This window comes from Rhizobium sp. BR 362 (genome assembly GCF_036528765.1).
GTDB lineage: Bacteria > Pseudomonadota > Alphaproteobacteria > Rhizobiales > Rhizobiaceae > Rhizobium.
On the sequence record NZ_JARWGH010000002.1, the window covers coordinates 59782 to 77400 of the forward strand.

Annotated in this window: 16 protein-coding genes; 11 read left to right on the plus strand and 5 right to left on the minus strand. The window is 59.5% G+C overall.

The genetic code is table 11. The features are described 5' to 3' along the window. Positions 1-93: 93 nt before the first annotated feature. The 3 genes from QDY28_RS02435 to QDY28_RS02445 all read left to right on the plus strand — a co-directional run bounded on the left by QDY28_RS02435 (position 94) and on the right by QDY28_RS02445 (position 6308). Entirely contained in the window at positions 94-936 is an 843-nt protein-coding gene (locus QDY28_RS02435; RefSeq protein WP_331380126.1) for a universal stress protein, read from the plus strand. A 294-nt stretch (positions 937-1230) separates the two neighbouring features. After that, positions 1231-1728, plus strand: coding sequence for a xanthine phosphoribosyltransferase (gene gpt, locus QDY28_RS02440; RefSeq protein WP_331380127.1), 498 nt, complete (start codon positions 1231-1233; stop codon positions 1726-1728). Positions 1729-2498: 770 nt separating this feature from the next. Then, complete coding sequence (locus QDY28_RS02445) at positions 2499-6308, plus strand: vitamin B12-dependent ribonucleotide reductase (RefSeq protein WP_331380128.1); 3810 nt, start codon at positions 2499-2501, stop codon at positions 6306-6308. Positions 6309-6586: 278 nt separating this feature from the next. On the opposite strand, the gene QDY28_RS02450 is transcribed toward QDY28_RS02445, so the two are convergent. Continuing rightward, a complete protein-coding gene (locus tag QDY28_RS02450) occupies positions 6587-6835 on the minus strand; it encodes a hypothetical protein (protein ID WP_331380447.1) in 249 nt (82 codons plus the stop codon). Here QDY28_RS02450 and QDY28_RS02455 point away from each other — a divergent pair. Both QDY28_RS02455 and QDY28_RS02460 read left to right on the plus strand, forming a co-directional pair. Then, the gene (locus tag QDY28_RS02455) at positions 6815-7750 is read left to right on the plus strand and encodes an acyltransferase family protein (RefSeq protein ID WP_331380430.1); all 936 of its coding nucleotides are present in this window, start codon (positions 6815-6817) and stop codon (positions 7748-7750) included. The two genes, QDY28_RS02450 and QDY28_RS02455, sit on opposite strands and share 21 nt — an antisense overlap. A gap of 175 nt (positions 7751-7925) precedes the next feature. Beyond that, entirely contained in the window at positions 7926-9548 is a 1623-nt protein-coding gene (locus QDY28_RS02460; protein ID WP_331380129.1) for an ABC-F family ATP-binding cassette domain-containing protein, read from the plus strand. A 20-nt stretch (positions 9549-9568) separates the two neighbouring features. Here the strand turns inward: QDY28_RS02460 and QDY28_RS02465 are convergent, their stop codons facing one another. Genes QDY28_RS02465 through QDY28_RS02480 form a run of 4 tightly spaced genes read right to left on the minus strand, consistent with a single transcriptional unit; the run spans position 9569 to position 13821 of the window. Continuing rightward, positions 9569-10582 carry a hypothetical protein gene (locus QDY28_RS02465; protein WP_331380431.1) on the minus strand — a complete coding sequence of 338 codons (1014 nt, stop codon included), beginning with the start codon at positions 10580-10582 and terminating at the stop codon, positions 9569-9571. Then, positions 10576-11577, minus strand: a complete 1002-nt coding sequence (locus QDY28_RS02470; protein WP_331380130.1) for a hypothetical protein — start codon at positions 11575-11577, stop codon at positions 10576-10578. The genes QDY28_RS02465 and QDY28_RS02470 overlap by 7 nt, the downstream gene beginning before the upstream one ends. Beyond that, entirely contained in the window at positions 11577-12395 is an 819-nt protein-coding gene (locus QDY28_RS02475; protein ID WP_331380131.1) for a hypothetical protein, read from the minus strand. Before QDY28_RS02475 ends, QDY28_RS02470 begins: the two co-directional genes overlap by 1 nt. Next, on the minus strand, positions 12373-13821 hold the full coding sequence (locus tag QDY28_RS02480) for a hypothetical protein (RefSeq protein ID WP_331380132.1): 1449 nt from the start codon (positions 13819-13821) through the stop codon (positions 12373-12375). Before QDY28_RS02480 ends, QDY28_RS02475 begins: the two co-directional genes overlap by 23 nt. A gap of 311 nt (positions 13822-14132) precedes the next feature. Here QDY28_RS02480 and QDY28_RS02485 point away from each other — a divergent pair, with 311 nt between their 5' ends. From QDY28_RS02485 to QDY28_RS02510, 6 genes are all read left to right on the plus strand, one after another. Next, entirely contained in the window at positions 14133-15149 is a 1017-nt protein-coding gene (locus QDY28_RS02485; RefSeq protein WP_331380133.1) for a ketopantoate reductase family protein, read from the plus strand. A 213-nt stretch (positions 15150-15362) separates the two neighbouring features. Continuing rightward, complete coding sequence (locus QDY28_RS02490) at positions 15363-15590, plus strand: hypothetical protein (protein WP_331380134.1); 228 nt, start codon at positions 15363-15365, stop codon at positions 15588-15590. A 14-nt stretch (positions 15591-15604) separates the two neighbouring features. Continuing rightward, positions 15605-16540: a 4-hydroxy-tetrahydrodipicolinate synthase gene (dapA, locus tag QDY28_RS02495; protein ID WP_331380135.1), complete on the plus strand. Its 936-nt coding sequence runs from the start codon at positions 15605-15607 to the stop codon at positions 16538-16540. A gap of 141 nt (positions 16541-16681) precedes the next feature. Continuing rightward, on the plus strand, positions 16682-16879 hold the full coding sequence (locus QDY28_RS02500; protein ID WP_331380136.1) for a hypothetical protein: 198 nt from the start codon (positions 16682-16684) through the stop codon (positions 16877-16879). 31 nt (positions 16880-16910) lie between these two features. Beyond that, positions 16911-17180 (plus strand): hypothetical protein, encoded by a 270-nt coding sequence (locus QDY28_RS02505; RefSeq protein ID WP_331380137.1) that lies wholly within the window; start codon positions 16911-16913, stop codon positions 17178-17180. 109 nt (positions 17181-17289) lie between these two features. After that, entirely contained in the window at positions 17290-17619 is a 330-nt protein-coding gene (locus tag QDY28_RS02510; protein WP_331380138.1) for a DUF1883 domain-containing protein, read from the plus strand.

Here is a 17619-nt window from a genome sequence, read left to right on the forward strand (position 1 = left end):
TTCGGGGAACCCGGGTCACATCGGCGCATTATTATCAGGCGGAACACTGATATAATGGAGCAATAAGGACCTTTCCTCATGGGAGATCACGCCATGCCCTATAAAACCATTCTGGTCATTCTCGATACGCCTGACAATGCGCGCGTGGCGGTCGATTTTGCCGCCGCGTTCGCTCGGGAACATGGCGCTCATATCGTGGGTCTGCATACGGAAATCGTTTCGGCCGTGCCGCTGGTGGCGCCGATGGAAATCCCCGATCCGGTCGCCGTGCAGGCCCTGCAGGATATGGCGCACAACCAGGCCGTCGATATCGAGCGGCTGTTCCGCGCCAAAATGGAGCGCGAAAACGTCGCCTATGAATGGCGCAACTTTGCAAGCACCGTCGGCTATGGTTCGGAGCCGCTGATGGAAACTGCGCGCAGCGCCGATCTGCTCGTTGCCGTGCAGCCCGATCCAGCCAAATCGTCGGACTCGCATGTCGATGTCGAAAGCTTCCTCTTCGAAAGCGGCCGTCCCGTGCTGCTCATTCCCTATATCTTCACCGAGCCGAAGCCGATCCGTCGTGTGCTGATAGCCTGGAACGGATCGAAGGAAGCGGCGCGCGCGACCTTCGATGCCCTGCCGTTTCTGAGAACCGCGGATTCCGTGGAGATTTTTTGCGTCGACACGTCGAATAGCTTGACGCATTCGCCGAAGGAGACCGGCGCGGAGATCGCTGCCACGCTTATCCGCCACGGCGTTCGCGCCAGACTGGAAACGGCGGCCTGCGGCGGCAAGACGCCATCGCAAGTCATCGAAAACCGTCTTGCCGACGACAGCATCGATCTGCTGGTCATGGGTGCCTATACGCATTCCTGGCTCTGGCAATTGATTTTCGGCGGCACGACGCGCACGCTTTTGCAATCGATGACTGCGATGACGCTGCTGGCGCGCTGATCATCGTAAGCCCTGGCGGATAGCGGCGCAGCGGCGCTCTTGCCTTTTGGCCGCAAATCCAGCAGAAAGCAGCGACCGATGAGAGAATTCCCGCCAGGGAACCCATTCGCTGGGGTTCATGGAGCATTGTCCTAAAGTCCAAAAGCGGTTTTTGGATAGGTCATGTTCTATTCGGAGAGCCAGCGAATCGCGTTTCAGGATTTGGTCCATGGTCCGCGCCCGTCGCGGGGTCTGCTCAGGGTCGCCGGCAGCGCCGGTGCGTCGTTATCCTCTGCCTCCCGGAGCCTCTGAGCCATGTCCCTCCCCGATAAAGCCTTTCCCGTATCCTGGGATCAGTTCCATCGCGATGCCCGCGCCCTTGCCTGGCGGCTTGCCGGCCTTAATCGCGAATTCAAGGCGATCGTCTGCATCACACGCGGCGGCCTCGTTCCCGCCGCCATCATCTCGCGCGAACTCAACATCCGCATGATCGATACCGTCTGCATCGCCTCCTATCACGACTATTCCAGCCAGGGCGAAATGAGCCTGCTCAAGGGCATCACACCGGAATTGACGGCCGATGGCGGCGAAGGCGTGCTTGTCGTCGACGACCTGACGGATACCGGCAAGACGGCCGCTGAAGTGCGCACCATGCTGCCGAAGGCGCATTTCGCCTGCCTGTACGCCAAGCCGAAGGGCGTGCCGACCATCGACACCTTCATCACCGAGGTCAGCCAGGACACCTGGATCTATTTTCCCTGGGACATGGGCTTCACCTATCAGGAGCCGATCGCCAAGGGTCATCGCGGCTGACCCTCGTGAGGCTCACGCGAATCACTTGTGATTCTGTCTGGTGTGCCAAAACCGGACATAGGCATCAGCAATAGAGGTGGGCGCTTCAGCGCCCACTATATTTAGTGGTTGCCGAGATACCAAGATTTCGTGGGATTCAAGCCCTTCCGCGCGAATCATGAGGGGTTGCTGCATGCTTTTGCCCCTCTAACAATGGTTTCGAGGTCACGGTCACAATATTGTCGCTTTTATTTCCGTTGCCGGTGGCATTGCGTTCGCAAGCGGTCGCGCGAAGAGCGAACAATTTCCGCCAAGCGCTTGAATCTTAGGGACTCCTGGCGTTTCCCCAATTTCCACAGGCGAGCCCACAAGATATTGTGGTTAAAAATCCGTCGCAAACCACCCCTTGACGGAATCGGGTCTTTCAAAGTTAATGACTGACGTTGCGGCGGCGACTGGACCGGACGAAATAACGGGGGCTGGTCCTTAACTCGAAATCGGATTTGGATTCAGGGCGATACACTATGACTGGTGGCGCCATGCAGACCTTTTGTGCCGATATCGATGCTGCCAAAAAAATACATGCGGGGACTGGCGGCAATAAGCTGTTAATACTATATTTAGTGTTTGCAGCCACCATCACCACAAGATACGGGAAAGACATCTCCGGATGACACCTCCTGTCAGGAAGCGGATTGAACACTGGCTGCGCGCTGAAACCGCGAAGCCGGATCAGGATTTTTGCGCCTTTCGTTACGAGGACGGGCGCCAACGAATTGAGGTATGGGATCATGCGCATCGAACGTCGATTTACGAAGGCCGGCCAGTCACCTTATGCGGAGATCGAATTCCGCAAAGCGACGAGCGAGATCAAGAACCCTGACGGTTCGATCGTTTTCCGCCTCGAAAACATCGACGTGCCGGCGCAGTTTTCGCAGGTTGCGGCCGATATTCTGGCGCAGAAATATTTCCGCAAGGCCGGCGTGCCCGCCAAGCTGAAGAAGGTCGAGGAAAACGACGTTCCTTCCTTCCTGTGGCGCTCCGTCCCCGATGATTCGGCATTGAAGGACCTGCCGAAGGAAAGCCAGACTGGCTCCGAAACCGATGCGCGCCAGGTCTTCGACCGTCTTGCCGGCACCTGGACCTATTGGGGCTGGAAGGGCGGCTACTTCTCCTCCGAGGAAGACGCTTCGGCTTTTAAGGACGAGCTTGCCTACATGCTCGCGACCCAGCGCGTCGCGCCGAATTCGCCGCAGTGGTTCAACACCGGCATGCACTGGGCCTATGGCATCGATGGTCCCGGCCAGGGCCATTTCTATGTCGACCCCTTCACCGGCAAGATCACCAAGTCGAAGTCGGCCTATGAGCATCCGCAGCCGCATGCCTGCTTCATCCAGTCGGTCGAGGACGATCTCGTCAACGAAGGCGGCATCATGGACCTCTGGGTTCGTGAGGCGCGTCTCTTCAAGTATGGCTCCGGCACCGGCTCCAACTTCTCGCTGCTGCGCGGCGAAGGCGAAAAGCTTTCCGGCGGCGGCCGCTCTTCCGGCCTGATGAGCTTCCTGAAGATCGGCGACCGCGCTGCCGGCGCCATCAAGTCTGGTGGCACGACCCGCCGCGCCGCCAAGATGGTCGTCGTCGACATCGATCATCCGGATATCGAGGAATACATCAACTGGAAGGTCAAGGAAGAGCAGAAGGTTGCTGCCCTCGTCACCGGTTCGAAGATCGTCGCCAAGCACCTGAAGGCGATCATGAAAGCCGCCGTCAATTGCGACGGCGACAATGACGATTGCTTTGATCCGGCCAAGAACCCTGCCCTGAAGCGCGAAATCCGCGCCGCCAAGAAGGATCAGGTTCCGGAAAACTACGTTCAGCGCGTCATCCAGTTCGCTCGCCAGGGTTATAAGGATCTCGAGTTCAAGACCTACGACACGGACTGGGATTCGGAAGCCTATCTCACCGTTTCCGGCCAGAACTCCAATAATTCCGTCTCGATCAAGGACGATTTCCTGCGCGCCGTCGAGAATGATGGCGACTGGAACCTGACCGCCCGCAAGGACGGCAAGGTCGTCAAGACGGTGAAGGCGCGCGACCTCTGGGAATCGATCTCCTATGCCGCCTGGGCATCGGCCGATCCGGGCCTGCACTTCAATACGACGATGAACGACTGGCACACCAGCCCGGCCGCCGGCCCGATCCGCGCGTCCAATCCGTGCTCGGAATATATGTTCCTTGACGATACGGCCTGCAACCTCGCCTCGCTGAACCTGATGACCTTCAAGGATGCCGCGACGAAGCGCATCAATATCGGCGATTACGAGCATGCCGTTCGCCTTTGGACCGTCGTCCTCGAAATCTCGGTCATGATGGCGCAGTTCCCGTCGCGCCGCATTGCCGAGCTCTCCTATGAATACCGTACGCTCGGCCTCGGCTATGCCAATATCGGCGGCCTGCTGATGTCCTCGGGCATTCCCTATGACTCGGACGAAGCCCGCGCCATCGCCGGCTCGCTGACCGCGATCATGACCGGCATTGCCTATGCGACCTCGGCCGAAATGGCCTCCGAACTCGGGACCTTCCCGATGTTCAAGCCGAACCGCGAGCATATGCTGCGGGTCATCCGCAACCATCGCCGCGCTGCCTATGGCGAGACCTCGGGCTATGAGGGCCTGTCGGTCAATCCGGTGGCGCTGATCCATAGCGACAATCCGGACCAGGACCTCGTTACCCATGCCAAGGCGGCCTGGGACAAGGCCTTGAGCCTCGGCGAACAGCACGGCTACCGCAATGCCCAGGCAACCGTTATCGCGCCGACCGGCACGATCGGCCTTGTCATGGATTGCGACACGACCGGCATCGAGCCGGATTTCGCTCTGGTGAAGTTCAAGAAGCTTGCCGGCGGCGGCTACTTCAAGATCATCAACCGCGCCGTTCCGGAAGCATTGCGTGCGCTCGGCTATTCCGAAAGCCAGATTGCCGAGATCGAGGCCTATGCTGTCGGCCATGGCAACCTGAACCAGGCGCCGGCCATCAACCCTTCGACGCTGAAGGCCAAGGGCTTCACCAACGAGAAGGTGGAGGCAGTCAACGCCGCGCTGAAGAGCGCCTTCGACATCAAGTTCGTCTTCAACCAGTGGACGCTCGGCGCAGACTTCCTGAAGGGCACGCTGAAGGTCTCCGACGAGCAACTGGCCGACATCAGCTTCAACCTGCTCGACCATCTCGGCTTCTCCAAGAAGGAGATCGAAGCTGCCAACATCCATGTCTGCGGTGCGATGACGCTGGAAGGCGCGCCGTTCCTCAAGAACGAGCATCTCGCCGTCTTCGATTGCGCCAATCCCTGCGGCAAGATCGGCAAGCGCTATCTCTCGGTCGAAAGCCACATCCGCATGATGGCCGCCGCCCAGCCCTTCATCTCGGGCGCCATTTCCAAGACGATCAACATGGCCAATGAGGCGACCGTCGAGGATTGCAAGAACGCCTATATGCTGTCCTGGAAGCTCGGCCTGAAGGCGAACGCGCTTTATCGCGACGGCTCCAAGCTCAGCCAGCCGCTGAACGCCTCGCTGATCGACGACGACGATAACGAGGATGCAGTGGAAGAACTGCTGCAGGCCCCGGCTGCCGCCCAGGCCGTCACCGTCACCGAGAAGATCATCGAACGCGTCATCGAGAAGGTTGTCCGCAGCCAGGAGAAGCTTCCCGGCCGCCGCAAGGGCTACACCCAGAAGGCCAAGATCGGTGGACACACCATCTTCCTGCGCACCGGCGAATATGACGACGGCCGTCTCGGCGAAATCTTCCTCGACATGAACAAGGAAGGTTCGGCGCTGCGCGCCTTCATCAATAACTTCGCCATCTCCGTCTCGCTCGGCCTGCAATACGGCGTGCCGCTCGAAGAATATGTCGATGCCTTCACCTTCACCAAGTTCGAGCCGGCCGGCATCGTCACCGGCAACGACGCGATCAAGAACGCCACGTCGATCCTCGACTACGTGTTCCGTGAGCTCGCCATCTCCTATCTCGGCCGCCACGATCTCGCCCATGTCGATACGTCCGACTTCACCAACACGGCGCTCGGACGCGGCGTATCGGAAGGCAAGGCGGATGTTGTCTCCAAGGGCCTGACCCGCGGCTACAAGCCGACGCTGGTGCCGACGTCGGGCGAACGCCAGGCAAGCGATGTCAAGGGTTCGGCCACGGCCGCTCCGGCACGCGCCTCATCGGGCGCGACGATCACCTCCATCGCCGGCAATACCGCGCGCAAACTCGAGCCGGCCGGCGCCATCTCCACCTCGGAAGTCGTCGCCTTCAAGCGCGACTATGAGGAACGCGCCAAGGAACTGGCCGAAGAGATCGCCGAGGAACTGGCAAACGAAACCGCCGAAGCCTCCACCGCCCTCTTCACCGACAAGGCAGCCGATGACGCGGCAACGGCGAAGGCAGAAGCCAAGAAACTGGAATCCGAACGCCGCGCCCGCTCCATCATGCAGGGCTACACCGGCAACATGTGCACGGAGTGCCAGAACTTCACGATGGTTCGGAATGGAACTTGCGAGAAGTGCGACACGTGTGGCGCGACGAGCGGGTGCAGCTAAGTGTTCGCTTGGACGCGATTGTCTAGGCAGTCATTGATTTGATGCACAGCCAATAAAATGATGTCGAATATCCCGGCCGAGGTATCAAACTCGGGCGGGATAAAATTATAAGGCCTCTTCTCAGCATATCCCGGCATATTGGAGATCATCTTCTCTAAGGTCAGTTGAACGACCATTAGCCGGCATCGTAACGACGCAAAAGATATATGAATGGGCCATTTCTCCCGGATGGTGTAATCTCCTCGCGTATCCTCCGCATCCGAAATGCCCGAATTCCGTCACGAAACCGGCGGGAAATCATCTGTTTTGACTGAAATGGTTGCGCCTGTGACATCCAGTCCACCGCGCCCTCCAAGCCTTTTTGCAGGAGTGTCCGGTGTTTCGGCTCGTTCTGTCGCCAAACCCGCCGGCAAGGCGTTGGCAATGGCATTCCAGTCGCGAGAGGCATTGTCTTGAAAATCGGCAGCGACATCACGAGCATTCAATATCTGCGGGCCATCGCTGCGATTTCCGTCCTCTGCTTCCATGTCTGTGACGCATACGGCTTGGGATTCGAAGTTGGAGCGGCGGGGGTCGATATATTCTTTGTCATCAGCGGCTTTATCATGTGGGTCACCACCGAGGGAAAACCTGTCAGTCCGCAAGGGTTCATGGTGCGCCGGCTGTTCAGAATAGTGCCGCTTTACTGGATTGCGACGGCGGCAACATTCGTGATGGCCGTGTTGAAACCGCAGTTCTTCTTCAACATCGACACGACCATCGGGAATTTGATCGGTTCGCTGCTTTTCCTGCCCGTCATGAGGGGCGACGCAATGCATCCGATCGTGGAGCAGGGATGGACCCTGTCCTACGAGATGTTCTTCTATCTCATCTTTTCCATTTCCTTGTTTCTGCCCGAGCTCAGACGGCTATGGTTCCTGATGGTGGCTCTGGTGGCCGTCGTCATTGCGCAGTACCTGCTGCCCCTCGGCTATCTCAGTGTTTTCACGGAGCCGGTCATTCTTGAATTTGCGGCCGGAATCGTCATCGGCCGCTTATGGAGAAAGGGTTTTCGGCTGTCTTTTCACGCCGCCGTCGGCTTGATGATCGCCGGATTCGTATTGCTGCTGGCAAGTGACCTGATGCCCGATGTCGACCGGACGGTTGGCTGGGGCATACCTGCGGTACTGATATTGTCGGGCGCTGTTTTCGCAGAACGGGAGCGAGGCGTTCCCAATCTCGCATACCTGCACTTCCTGGGAGACGCCTCTTATTCCATCTACGTTTGGCACGTGCTCACCGGTGTCATGGTAACGGCGCTGCTGTTGCGCGCTGGCGTGCCACACGCCGCGCAGCCCGCGTTCCTCGCATTGGGCTCGCTGGCCTTTACGATCATCTGCTACCTGTTCATAGAACGTCCGATACTCCGAAAAATGCGACCGGCGCGCCCGCGGCCGGCGTAGAGCGGTTGAGCTATAAGCTGGATGGGACGGATACCGCGGGCGAATAATACCTCGGAAATCACCGCGACTGACACCAGTTTGACATTGAACTCATCTTCTTCCCGAAAACCTGCGACAGCGCGCGCGACCCGTGGCATAAGGCCCGCGAAAAACTTTCTTCGGGCCTGGCGCAGACATGATTCGTATCGAGAATATCAGCAAGCAGAACAGCCATCGCATCCTCTTTATCGAGGCAACCGCTGCGCTCAACAGAGGTGAGAGCGTCGGGCTTGTCGGCCCGAATGGCGCCGGCAAGACGACACTTTTTAGGATGATCACGGGACAGGAGCTGCCCGACGAGGGGCAGGTTTCGGTCGATAAGGGCGTCACCATCGGCTACTTCAATCAGGATGTCGGCGAATTGGCGGGCCGCAGTGCCGTCTCCGAAGTGATGGAAGGTGCCGGCCCCGTCAGTGCAGTTGCTGCCGAGCTGCGCGAGCTGGAAGCTGCTATGGTCGATCCCGACCAGGCCGACCAGATGGACGCGATCATCGAACGTTATGGCGAAGTGCAGGCGCGTTACGAGGAGCTGGACGGCTATGCCCTCGAAGGGCGTGCCCGCGAAGTGCTGGCGGGCTTGAGCTTCAGCCAGGAGATGATGGATGGCGACGTCGGCGCGCTGTCGGGCGGCTGGAAAATGCGCGTGGCGCTTGCCCGCATTCTCCTGATGCGCCCGGACGTCATGCTGCTCGACGAGCCAAGCAACCATCTGGATCTGGAGAGTCTCATCTGGCTGGAAGAATTCCTCAGAGGTTACGAGGGCGCTTTGCTGATGACCTCGCATGACCGCGAGTTCATGAACCGCATCGTCACCAAGATCATCGAGATCGATGGTGGTTCATTGACGAGCTATTCGGGCGATTATGCTTTCTACGAACAGCAGCGGGCGCAGAACGAAAAGCAGCAGCAGGCCCAATTCGAGCGCCAGCAGGCGATGCTCGCCAAGGAAATCAAGTTTATCGAACGCTTCAAGGCGCGTGCCTCGCACGCCTCGCAGGTACAGAGCCGCGTGAAGAAGCTGGAGAAGATCGACCGGGTGGAACCGCCGAAACGGCGTCAGACCGTCGCCTTCGAATTCCAGCCGGCGCCGCGCTCCGGCGAAGACGTGGTGAGCCTTAAAAGCGTTCACAAGAAATATGGCAGCCGCATCATTTATAAAGGACTGGACTTCATGGTGCGGCGCCGGGAGCGCTGGTGCATCATGGGCATCAACGGCGCCGGCAAATCCACTTTGCTGAAGCTGGTGGCGGGTTCGGCGCAGCCGGACGAAGGCAGTGTCGCTCTCGGAGCCAGCGTAAAAATGGGGTATTTCGCCCAGCATGCCATGGACCTCCTCGATGGCGAACGCACCATATTCGAGACGCTGGAGCACGAGTTCCCACAGGCGGGACAAGGCTCGTTGCGCGCGCTGGCGGGATGCTTCGGCTTTTCCGGTGACGATGTCGAGAAGAGGTGCCGGGTGCTGTCGGGCGGCGAGAAGGCGCGGCTGGTGATGGCGATCATGCTTTTCGATCCGCCGAACCTGCTGGTGCTGGACGAGCCGACCAACCATCTCGATCTCGATACGAAAGAGATGCTCATCCAGGCGCTGTCGCAATTTGAAGGCACGATGCTGTTCGTCTCGCACGACCGGCATTTCCTGGCGGCGCTCTCCAATCGCGTGCTGGAACTGACGCCGGAGGGCATCCATCAATATGCCGGCGGCTATACCGAATATGTGGAGCGCACCGGCTACGAGGCACCCGGCCTGCGAAGCTGATCGCTTCGCCGAAGCCGGCGCTATTGCGTGTGGGCCGAGGCCGTAACGCCAGCATTGATCACGGCAACGGGCGCGGTCCTGCCGCGTACCCGGATTTCGATACGCCGCCGGGATTCCACGGCACCGGCCTGGCCTGCCGTGATCGTATCGCCGGGCAGGATCAGTTGGGCGGCCGACATCGGCAGGATGGTGACGTTCTTCAGCTTCGGATTGGCCTTGAGGACATTGGCGACGGCGACGGCGCGCGCCAGTCCCAGCCCGGCATTATCCGCAGGCTCGACGGCCGATATCGACAATTTGCCGTCCATCGCCCCGATCAGCGTATCGTCGAGGTTCGAGCTTGTCCGCGATACACGCTGCTCGTCCGTGTGGCCGATCACCTCGACGATGTCGGCGTCATAGAGGCTGAGGTTGCTGGCAATCTCATTGGAGATCGTGGTGTCGAGCATGCGTTCAAAGGTCCTGGTCAATTCGGCGCTGCCCGACTGGAAATAATTCTTCTTGGCGTCGTCCAGATTGATGATCGGCGGCCAATCATGCGCGCCTTTTCCGCGCCCCTCGCCCGCCAGCAGCTTGCTCAGTTCGTCGGGCGCCTTGGCGAGATCGATGCCATGCTGCTTCAGCACATCAGCGACTTTGGCAAGCTCCTGCAGATCCTCCGGCTTCGCGCCATCCGCGCCCATGCTGTCCAAAGTCTCACGCGCGAGGACCAATTCACGCCATTCCTTTTCCAGCGTCGCACGGTCCGCCGCCGACAGATCACCGGAAATCAGCTTCGATTGCAGTTGCACGATGCGTGCCGCCTGTTCGGATTGCTTCTTTTCCAGGAGTACTAGCCTTTGCTCGGCATCCTTCAGCTTCCGCTCGGTCTCGTAACGATGGCTCCTCTCCGCAGAAATCATAGCCGCAGCGACTAACAGCAGGCAAAAGACCAGCAGAAGCATGGATTCGGCCATGGTCAGGCCGAGAATGAGCCCGCGATTGTAGCCCTTGTGTTCCAGCTTAGGCGCGGTATCCGAGGCGCGCATCACCATAGATGCCACCGTCGCTTGCGCCTTGGCGCATCGGCCGCGGGCTCGTTTTCGTTGGCCGTGACCGCTGCAATCGCGCCGGAGGAGGTCTGATCGGTCTCGGGTACAATCTGGGAATCGACCAGTTTGAGTTCAGGCGAAAACGATCGTCCCGGCAAATCCGCCATGCGGCTCAGCGTCTGCTCGATGTTCTTCAACGGCTGCAATTGCGCCTCCGCCATCTCCTTGATGGCGGCGATCGCGGGTGCTAGCTCGGCCCGGACAACGTCTTCCGGCGAGCGGATATCCTCGAGCTTCTTGCCAACGGTTTCGACTGCCGTACCGAATTTGCCGATGATCTCGGAAAGCTGCGACGTCGTTTCCGTCAGTTGTGCGGCCGCCTCGTTGATCGGCGTGACCGCCTGTTTCGCAAGGACTTCCAGAATTTTCTGGATCTCCTCGCCGTTGCGCTCAGCCTGGCGGGCGATCTCCTCGAAGCCTTCCGACAGCATCTGATTGCTGACGCGCCGATAGTGCGAGAATTCGCGCGACGACGAATCCAGTTCCGTGCGCACGCGGCGCGTCATCTCGGCCAGTTCGTGGCGGACGCTGCGCTCGATGTCGATCGGATCGCGGCGCATCTGGTTAAAGAGAATGCGGAGCGTGACACCGGCGATGGTCGAGGTGACGGCGATGCCGAAATTGCGGACGATCGTTTCAATCGACGTCTCGCCGGCAAAAAGGTAGAGCGATACGCCAAGGCTCGACAGGGTGAACAGAAATCCCATGTAGTAGAGATTGTCGCCCGCCTGCTCGTTATGCAGGCGAAATCCGGCGAAAACCACCGAAATCACGAAATAGATTGCCATCAGCAGCAGCGGCACGCCGGTCACGATCGGCAGCGGCCAGCCGAGAAGCTTGGACGTCCAGATGAAAATCATGCCGCCGACGGTAACCAGCGCGAAGAGGACCATCGGCCCATAGTCGCGTATGGCTAGCCTCGCCTCAACATCGGCCATCACCGTATCCCTTCCAATCGGACGAAGCCGTCGAAATAGCCATTATTGCTCTTGATCCACTGCGCCCAGAAATTTGCAAGCTCCTCCATACTGAACTTCATGTTCGGCCTTTGAAAGGCGAGGATTTTGATCATGACACCATCCAGTGACGTCCGGAATTTATCACGTGCGGGGCTCTGCTGGAATTTCTGATACGAGGCGCCGTCGCGGTAGTTCGAGAAGGCGTCGGTATGTTCGATCATATCCGAGGCGATATAGAGATGTTTCGGAATGCCGCCGGCAGCGCTCGCAAAGACTTCCAGATTGATCTTCTGGATGGCGGCCATGATCGGCGATTGCTTGCCCGCCTCTCCGACGCTCAGCTTGCCGGCGATATCGGCAAGCGGCTTTGCGAAGCCCTTTTCCCAGCGGGCCTGCGCCAAGCGGGGGTTGCTGGTCCATTCGTCGACGTTGGCACCGCTGCCCGGATTGCAGCCGTGGAAGGTCTGGATAAGCTCGCCTTCCTTCTCCGTCAGGGCATAGATGTCGATCGCGCCGCCGACGGGCACATCCGCGACGATCTTCTGGAACTGATTGCGCAGGTCGAGCGCCGTCGTATCCGAGATCGGATCGGTGACGTCGAGCAGGATCGCCGTTTCCGCCTTCGGGCCGTTCACCGGGCAGAGCGAGGCCTGGTCGACGGCTACATTGCCGCTTGCTTTGTAGCGCAGCCAGCCATAGGCGCCGACGATACCAAGGGACAGAATGGCAAGGCAAACCGTCGCGATGATAAGACCGGCCGAGCTGCCGGCTCGGCTACGCCGCTTGCGTCGTGCCAATGATGCTCTCCGGGAAAAGATTATCGAGCTTATGATATTTCTCGATGGCGCTTTCGAACTCGTCGCCGATCCGCTTGATCTGCTGGGTCAACTCGGCCTGCGCGGCCTGAATGCGCTCGCCGAGCACCTTGTCGTCCCATTCCTCGTCGGTGTGCAGGACCGGCATCAGGCGCTCAAGCTGATAGCGGGATGCAAAGTAAGGCGGCTCGGGCTCCGTGCGCGCACTTCTGTTCGCCTCCCGATAGATGGTCAGCAGCGTATTGGCGGTGCGCTCGAGATGATTTTGATGTTCGGCGAAAAGGCCGGCCGTTCTGGCGCGGTGGGCAATGATGGCGGCGGTCTCCTGCCGGCGCATGCTGAGGTCGCGGATGATTTCTTCGATCTTGCCATTGTGTTCATCGCGGATATCCCGAAGATCATCGATGAGATCGAGCTTGCGGTCGATGTAATTGCTTCTCGCCGCATCGAGGCGTTTCTGGACGCCGGCGAAACCGGGATAGGGATCGGTGAGGTAACAGCCGTCGATGAAGGCGATGAGCGAAAACATCAGGCCGACGGCAAACAGCATCCAGGAATTCAGCTCCTGCAGACCCAGCGGCGCAGTTTTCAGCCGCTGCATCACCTCCGTCCCGGCACCGGAGAGGATGGTTGCCGACACTTCGCGGTAATGCGCCAGCGCGATGTTGATCGCGAGCGCCACGGCGACATAGGCGAGCAAGCCGAGCAGGCCAAGCAGCTTCAGGAAGAACGACCTGTGCACAAGGAAGCGCACGCAGAAGAAGGAAAACATCAGCGCCGCGCCGATGTTCAGGAAGGCGAAGGCTGCCGCCTCCGTGACACCGCCGACAATGCCCTGCTCACTTCCCTTGGCAAGGAAGCTGCCATTCATCACCATCTCGATGAGGATGAGGAAGACGATGAGCGAGACCTTGAAGCCCCAGGCGGCCTTGCTGGAGACCTTCGCCGCGCGCTGCAGTCTATGCCGCGACTTGAAGTCGACCATCTCGTCCTCGGCGGTCTTGAGATTACGGCGCAGGCCGTGCAACTCGTCGACGCCGCTTGCGACCTCCGCCTTGAAATCGGAAACGCTGGACGCATTTGCCTGCCGTATCAGGCCGAACTGGCCTTCGAAATCGAGATTACGCAGGCGGCTGTCGAAAGTCTGAAACTGATCTTCCAAGACCTGATAGGAGCTTTTCTTTTCCGCCTCGACCCAGGCGATGACGCGCTGCTCGGTCTCGTCGAAGGATTGGGCGCTTTGGGCCGGCCGGTTGAGGCCGCCATTGGCCGCGCCCTTCTCCTTCAGGCCAAGCGTCGTGCTCAGCTTCTCGATATCGACGACGGGAAACACATCGGTAGAGGCCTGGAAATCATGGCTGGTCTCCCGAACGGTCTCCCAGAGGCGGTTTAAGGCTTCGAAACGCAATGATCTTCCTTCGGCGACATGATCAACTTTAAAAGGACCAGCGACAAACCGATAGCGCACTGGTTGTTTCTGGTCCAGCACTGCCGCCGACGTTAAAATGTGATTGTGGTAAAGAATAGCCCGAAAGAACAATGCCGGCCCAGAAGCCGATATTCGCTTCAAAAAAGCAAAACGGAGTATCCGGGATTTAGCCCCTTGCCTGCTGCGCCATGCAAAAGCAGCAGATTTTTGCGATCAGTTCGATAAACTGCTCGCCAAATCATGGTGATGACCTAACTTGCTTCAAGCGCCGCAAACCCGGAGATCAAGCTATGCGACCCCCTTCCCTCAAAACTATCTGTGTTTACGGCGCAGGCGCACTCGGCGGCGCGATTGCGGCGAAGCTCGCGTTAGGGCTGAGGGAGCAGGCAACCGTTTCCGCGATAGCGCGCGGCGGACATCTGGAAGCGATCCGCGCGGATGGCTTGCGGGTCTGGGAGGCCGAAGCGGACAGCCCGCTCATGGCCCAGGTGACCGCAACCGACGATGCGGCGGCGCTCCCGCCGCAGGACTTGGTAATCACGGGGCTCAAAGGCCACCAGCTCGATGCGGCTGCACCCGGCATTGCCAAACTTTTGCATGCCGGGACGCGTGTCGTGATGGTGTTGAACGGCATACCCTGGTGGTATTTTCATCGGGACGCACAAAGCGGCCATGCCGAACGCCAGATGGAGGAGCTCGATCCGAGCGGCAATCTCTGGCGGCTGATCGGGCCTCAGCGCGTTATCGGCTGCGTCGCCTATCAGGGCGCCGAAGTTATCAATCCCGGCGAGATCAAGCTCAGCAACAACGGCCATTTCGTACTCGGAGAACCCTCGGGCGAAACGACTGGCGACATTGAAGCGATCGCGGCTCTCATGAAACAAGGCGGGGTCAATGTCTCGGTCTCGCCGCGCATTCGCGACGAGATCTGGAGCAAGTTGATGGGCAATGCCGCCTTCAATCCGATCAGTGCCCTGACGCGGGCGCTGATGTCCGACATCATGGGCAATCCTGCTCTATCGGCCATGGTCGGTCAGGTGATGAACGAGGTGAAGACCGTTGCGGAAGCCTTGGGCGCACGTCTGGCGATTTCCATCGAAGAACGCCTTGAACGCTCACGCCAGATCGGCCCGGTACGCACTTCGATGCTGCAGGATCTGCTGGCCGGCAAGGCCCTGGAAATCACGCCGCTGGTCGGCATGGTCGTCTCGCTCGGTACGCTCGCTGCTGTCCCGACACCGATTTCGACGACGATCCTGGCGCTGGTGAGCCAGTTGGACAGGGAGAACTTGCGGGTGGCGGGATAGGCCTGCCATCCGCCTTTGAACGCGCACCGCTGCTAAGGGAGTGGTTTGGCGGAGCACAATCACCCCCGCGTACCTACCCTACCCGCCCTGCCCAGTTCGGTGAACCTCGGCATCAGCATCTTTATATCTCCCCTATATCTTTGCCTTCCGCCTCGAATGGATTTCCTATGCGGGTCGGCGCTACCGTCAGCATCGAATGCAGAGGTAGATGCCATGCTTGATACACATTCCCCAAATCTCACCAAAGCCATCCGCTTTCTTGTGAGGGAGAGCCGCGAAAGACGCCATCGCATCGCCGCTCCCGGTCCCGTCAGCAAAGCCGGATCGAAGCGGCGGCTTGGCAATCGGCAGGTTCGTGAAAGGCACACTTTCTTCGCCATGTTCGCCTTAGGCCTGCTGCTCGGCGGCCTTGAGCTTTTCATAGTGCTGCATGCTCTCTGAGCGGCCAGAAGATCATGATGAAACCGGCCTTGCGCGTAGGCGGCGCGATCACTGCGCTCGTCACACCGTTTCGGGATGATACGCTCGACGCCGTCGGTCTGATGGCGCATGTGGAATGGCAATTGCTGAGCGGCATCGACGGCTTGCTCGCCTGTTCCTTGACCGGTGAAGGACCCGTGCTCACCGCGGCTGAGCGGGTGCAGATCATCGAGATTTGCATCGAATTGGCGGAGGGCCAGGTTCCCATCATCGTCGCTACCGGGACCAATGATACGGCAACGACGATCGAGGAGACACAGCAGGCCCAGAAACTCGGTGTCGACGCCGCCTTCGTCACTCTTCCCTATTATTCCAAGCCAAGCCAGAAAGGCGTGCTCCATCATTTCGAACGGCTGGCCGACAACACCGACCTGCCGCTGATCATCGACAACCTGCCCGCCCACACTGCCATCGACCTGATGCCCGCGACGGTCGCGCGGCTGGCGGAAATCCCAACCATCATCGGCATTGTCGACGGCAGCGGCGATATCGCCCGCATCGGCACCTGGCGTCCTCTGCTGCCGGAAAGGATTGGGCTCTATTCGACCCATGATGCAACCGCGCTCACCTTCACCATGGCCGGCGGACGAGGTTCGTTTTCGAGCGCCGCCAACATCGCGCCACGGCTTTTCCGTTCCATGCAGCTATCGGCGGCATGCGGCCATATGGCGGCGGCACGGCTGATCGACGATCGGCTTTCGGCGCTGTTCAAGGCGCTCACGCGTGAACCCGAACCGGCGACGGTGAAGCATGCCTTGTCTCTGACAAGAGACATCAGCCCGGATGTACGCCTGCCGCTAACCGGCATCGAAGCCGAGACGGATGCGGCGATCAGGAAGGCGGTGGCTTCGCTTCAACTCGGCTGCCAAAGCGCCGAACCCTCATCGAGGACTTTCCGAACAGGATTATGAAAGAAGCCTATGCCTATGAGATTTTTATATTTTAGCGTTTCCTGTCAAATGGAAATCATACCCGCTCACTCATAGATTTATTTGCGTGGCGCTCACGTCGCTCAAATCGACCGCAGCGCCGGTGACACTTGGAAAGGAACTATGATGTCACGCTATATGCAATACGGCGCTGCCGCCGACCCGCTCCAACGCCCTCGCCCCACTGCCCTCGTAGGAGCCAAGCGGCCGTGCTTTTCGCATAGGCTGCTAGACGGTCTGCGCGCCATCGCGCCACGCCTGGCACTTGTCTTCTTCGCCGCCGCCATCATCCAGATGCTGATGCACTTAGCCGGCAACTGAGCACAGCGAAGCGATCTATGAGGGAAAACACATGGCAGATGCACAGCATAGTCAGCGCCGCTCGGCTCACATTGCCGCTTCGCCTGCACCCGCCCGCTTCACCGTCGGTCGCGACCGCCGTGGCGCCTGGATCGTTTGGGACCGACAGGGTCTCGTCGGCGGCCTGTTCGCCAACGAAGAGGCGGCGCAGCATTTCGCGGCCGAAGAATGCAACTACAATCCAGCCGACATATGCCGCGCTCCGGAGGGCTCGGTGCTCGAACTCGACGGCTTTGCGATGCCGTCCCCAAACCTGCACTAAGATGTAGCAATTCGAAACAGCTTCGATCGCCTCACGGCACCCGACCCAACGTTTCCTTAACCCGCACTTGCGTAAAATGACGGCCGGGTGTCACCAGAGTAAAAGAGCAATGTCGAAGCCGGCCTTCCGTTACAGCCATTATGATCTCAACGAGCAGCGTGCGGGAACCGTGATCGAGATCACGCTGTCGGCAGTCGCCAATGTCCGCTTGATGAACAGCTCGAACTTCGAGCGCTTTACGGAAACCCTGAAGCACCAGTTCCTCGGCGGCGTTGCCAAGAAATCACCGATCCGGCTGTCCATTCCGGAGACTGGCCATTGGCATCTGGTCGTCGATATGGAAGGCCATAACGGGTTGGCGGAATCGAGCGTGAAGATGATCGACAAGGCCTCGGCGCCGCGTATCCAGAAGGCCGCGGAAAACGTCACCGCCAGGTGA

Excerpts from the sequence above, each read along its gene's own strand:
- QDY28_RS02470 (WP_331380130.1), bottom strand. The coding sequence starts at position 11,577 with ATGGCCGATGTTGAGGCGAGGCTAGCCATACGCGACTATGGGCCGATG.
- QDY28_RS02435 (WP_331380126.1), top strand. The coding sequence starts at position 94 with ATGCCCTATAAAACCATTCTGGTCATTCTCGATACGCCTGACAATGCG.
- QDY28_RS02485 (WP_331380133.1), top strand. The coding sequence starts at position 14,133 with ATGCGACCCCCTTCCCTCAAAACTATCTGTGTTTACGGCGCAGGCGCA.
- QDY28_RS02450 (WP_331380447.1), bottom strand. The coding sequence starts at position 6,835 with ATGGAAGCAGAGGACGGAAATCGCAGCGATGGCCCGCAGATATTGAAT.
- QDY28_RS02505 (WP_331380137.1), top strand. The coding sequence starts at position 16,911 with ATGGCAGATGCACAGCATAGTCAGCGCCGCTCGGCTCACATTGCCGCT.
- QDY28_RS02490 (WP_331380134.1), top strand. The coding sequence starts at position 15,363 with ATGCTTGATACACATTCCCCAAATCTCACCAAAGCCATCCGCTTTCTT.
- QDY28_RS02465 (WP_331380431.1), bottom strand. The coding sequence starts at position 10,582 with ATGGTGATGCGCGCCTCGGATACCGCGCCTAAGCTGGAACACAAGGGC.
- QDY28_RS02510 (WP_331380138.1), top strand. The coding sequence starts at position 17,290 with ATGTCGAAGCCGGCCTTCCGTTACAGCCATTATGATCTCAACGAGCAG.
- gpt (WP_331380127.1), top strand. The coding sequence starts at position 1,231 with ATGTCCCTCCCCGATAAAGCCTTTCCCGTATCCTGGGATCAGTTCCAT.
- QDY28_RS02460 (WP_331380129.1), top strand. The coding sequence starts at position 7,926 with ATGATTCGTATCGAGAATATCAGCAAGCAGAACAGCCATCGCATCCTC.
- dapA (WP_331380135.1), top strand. The coding sequence starts at position 15,605 with ATGATGAAACCGGCCTTGCGCGTAGGCGGCGCGATCACTGCGCTCGTC.
- QDY28_RS02445 (WP_331380128.1), top strand. The coding sequence starts at position 2,499 with ATGCGCATCGAACGTCGATTTACGAAGGCCGGCCAGTCACCTTATGCG.
- QDY28_RS02500 (WP_331380136.1), top strand. The coding sequence starts at position 16,682 with ATGATGTCACGCTATATGCAATACGGCGCTGCCGCCGACCCGCTCCAA.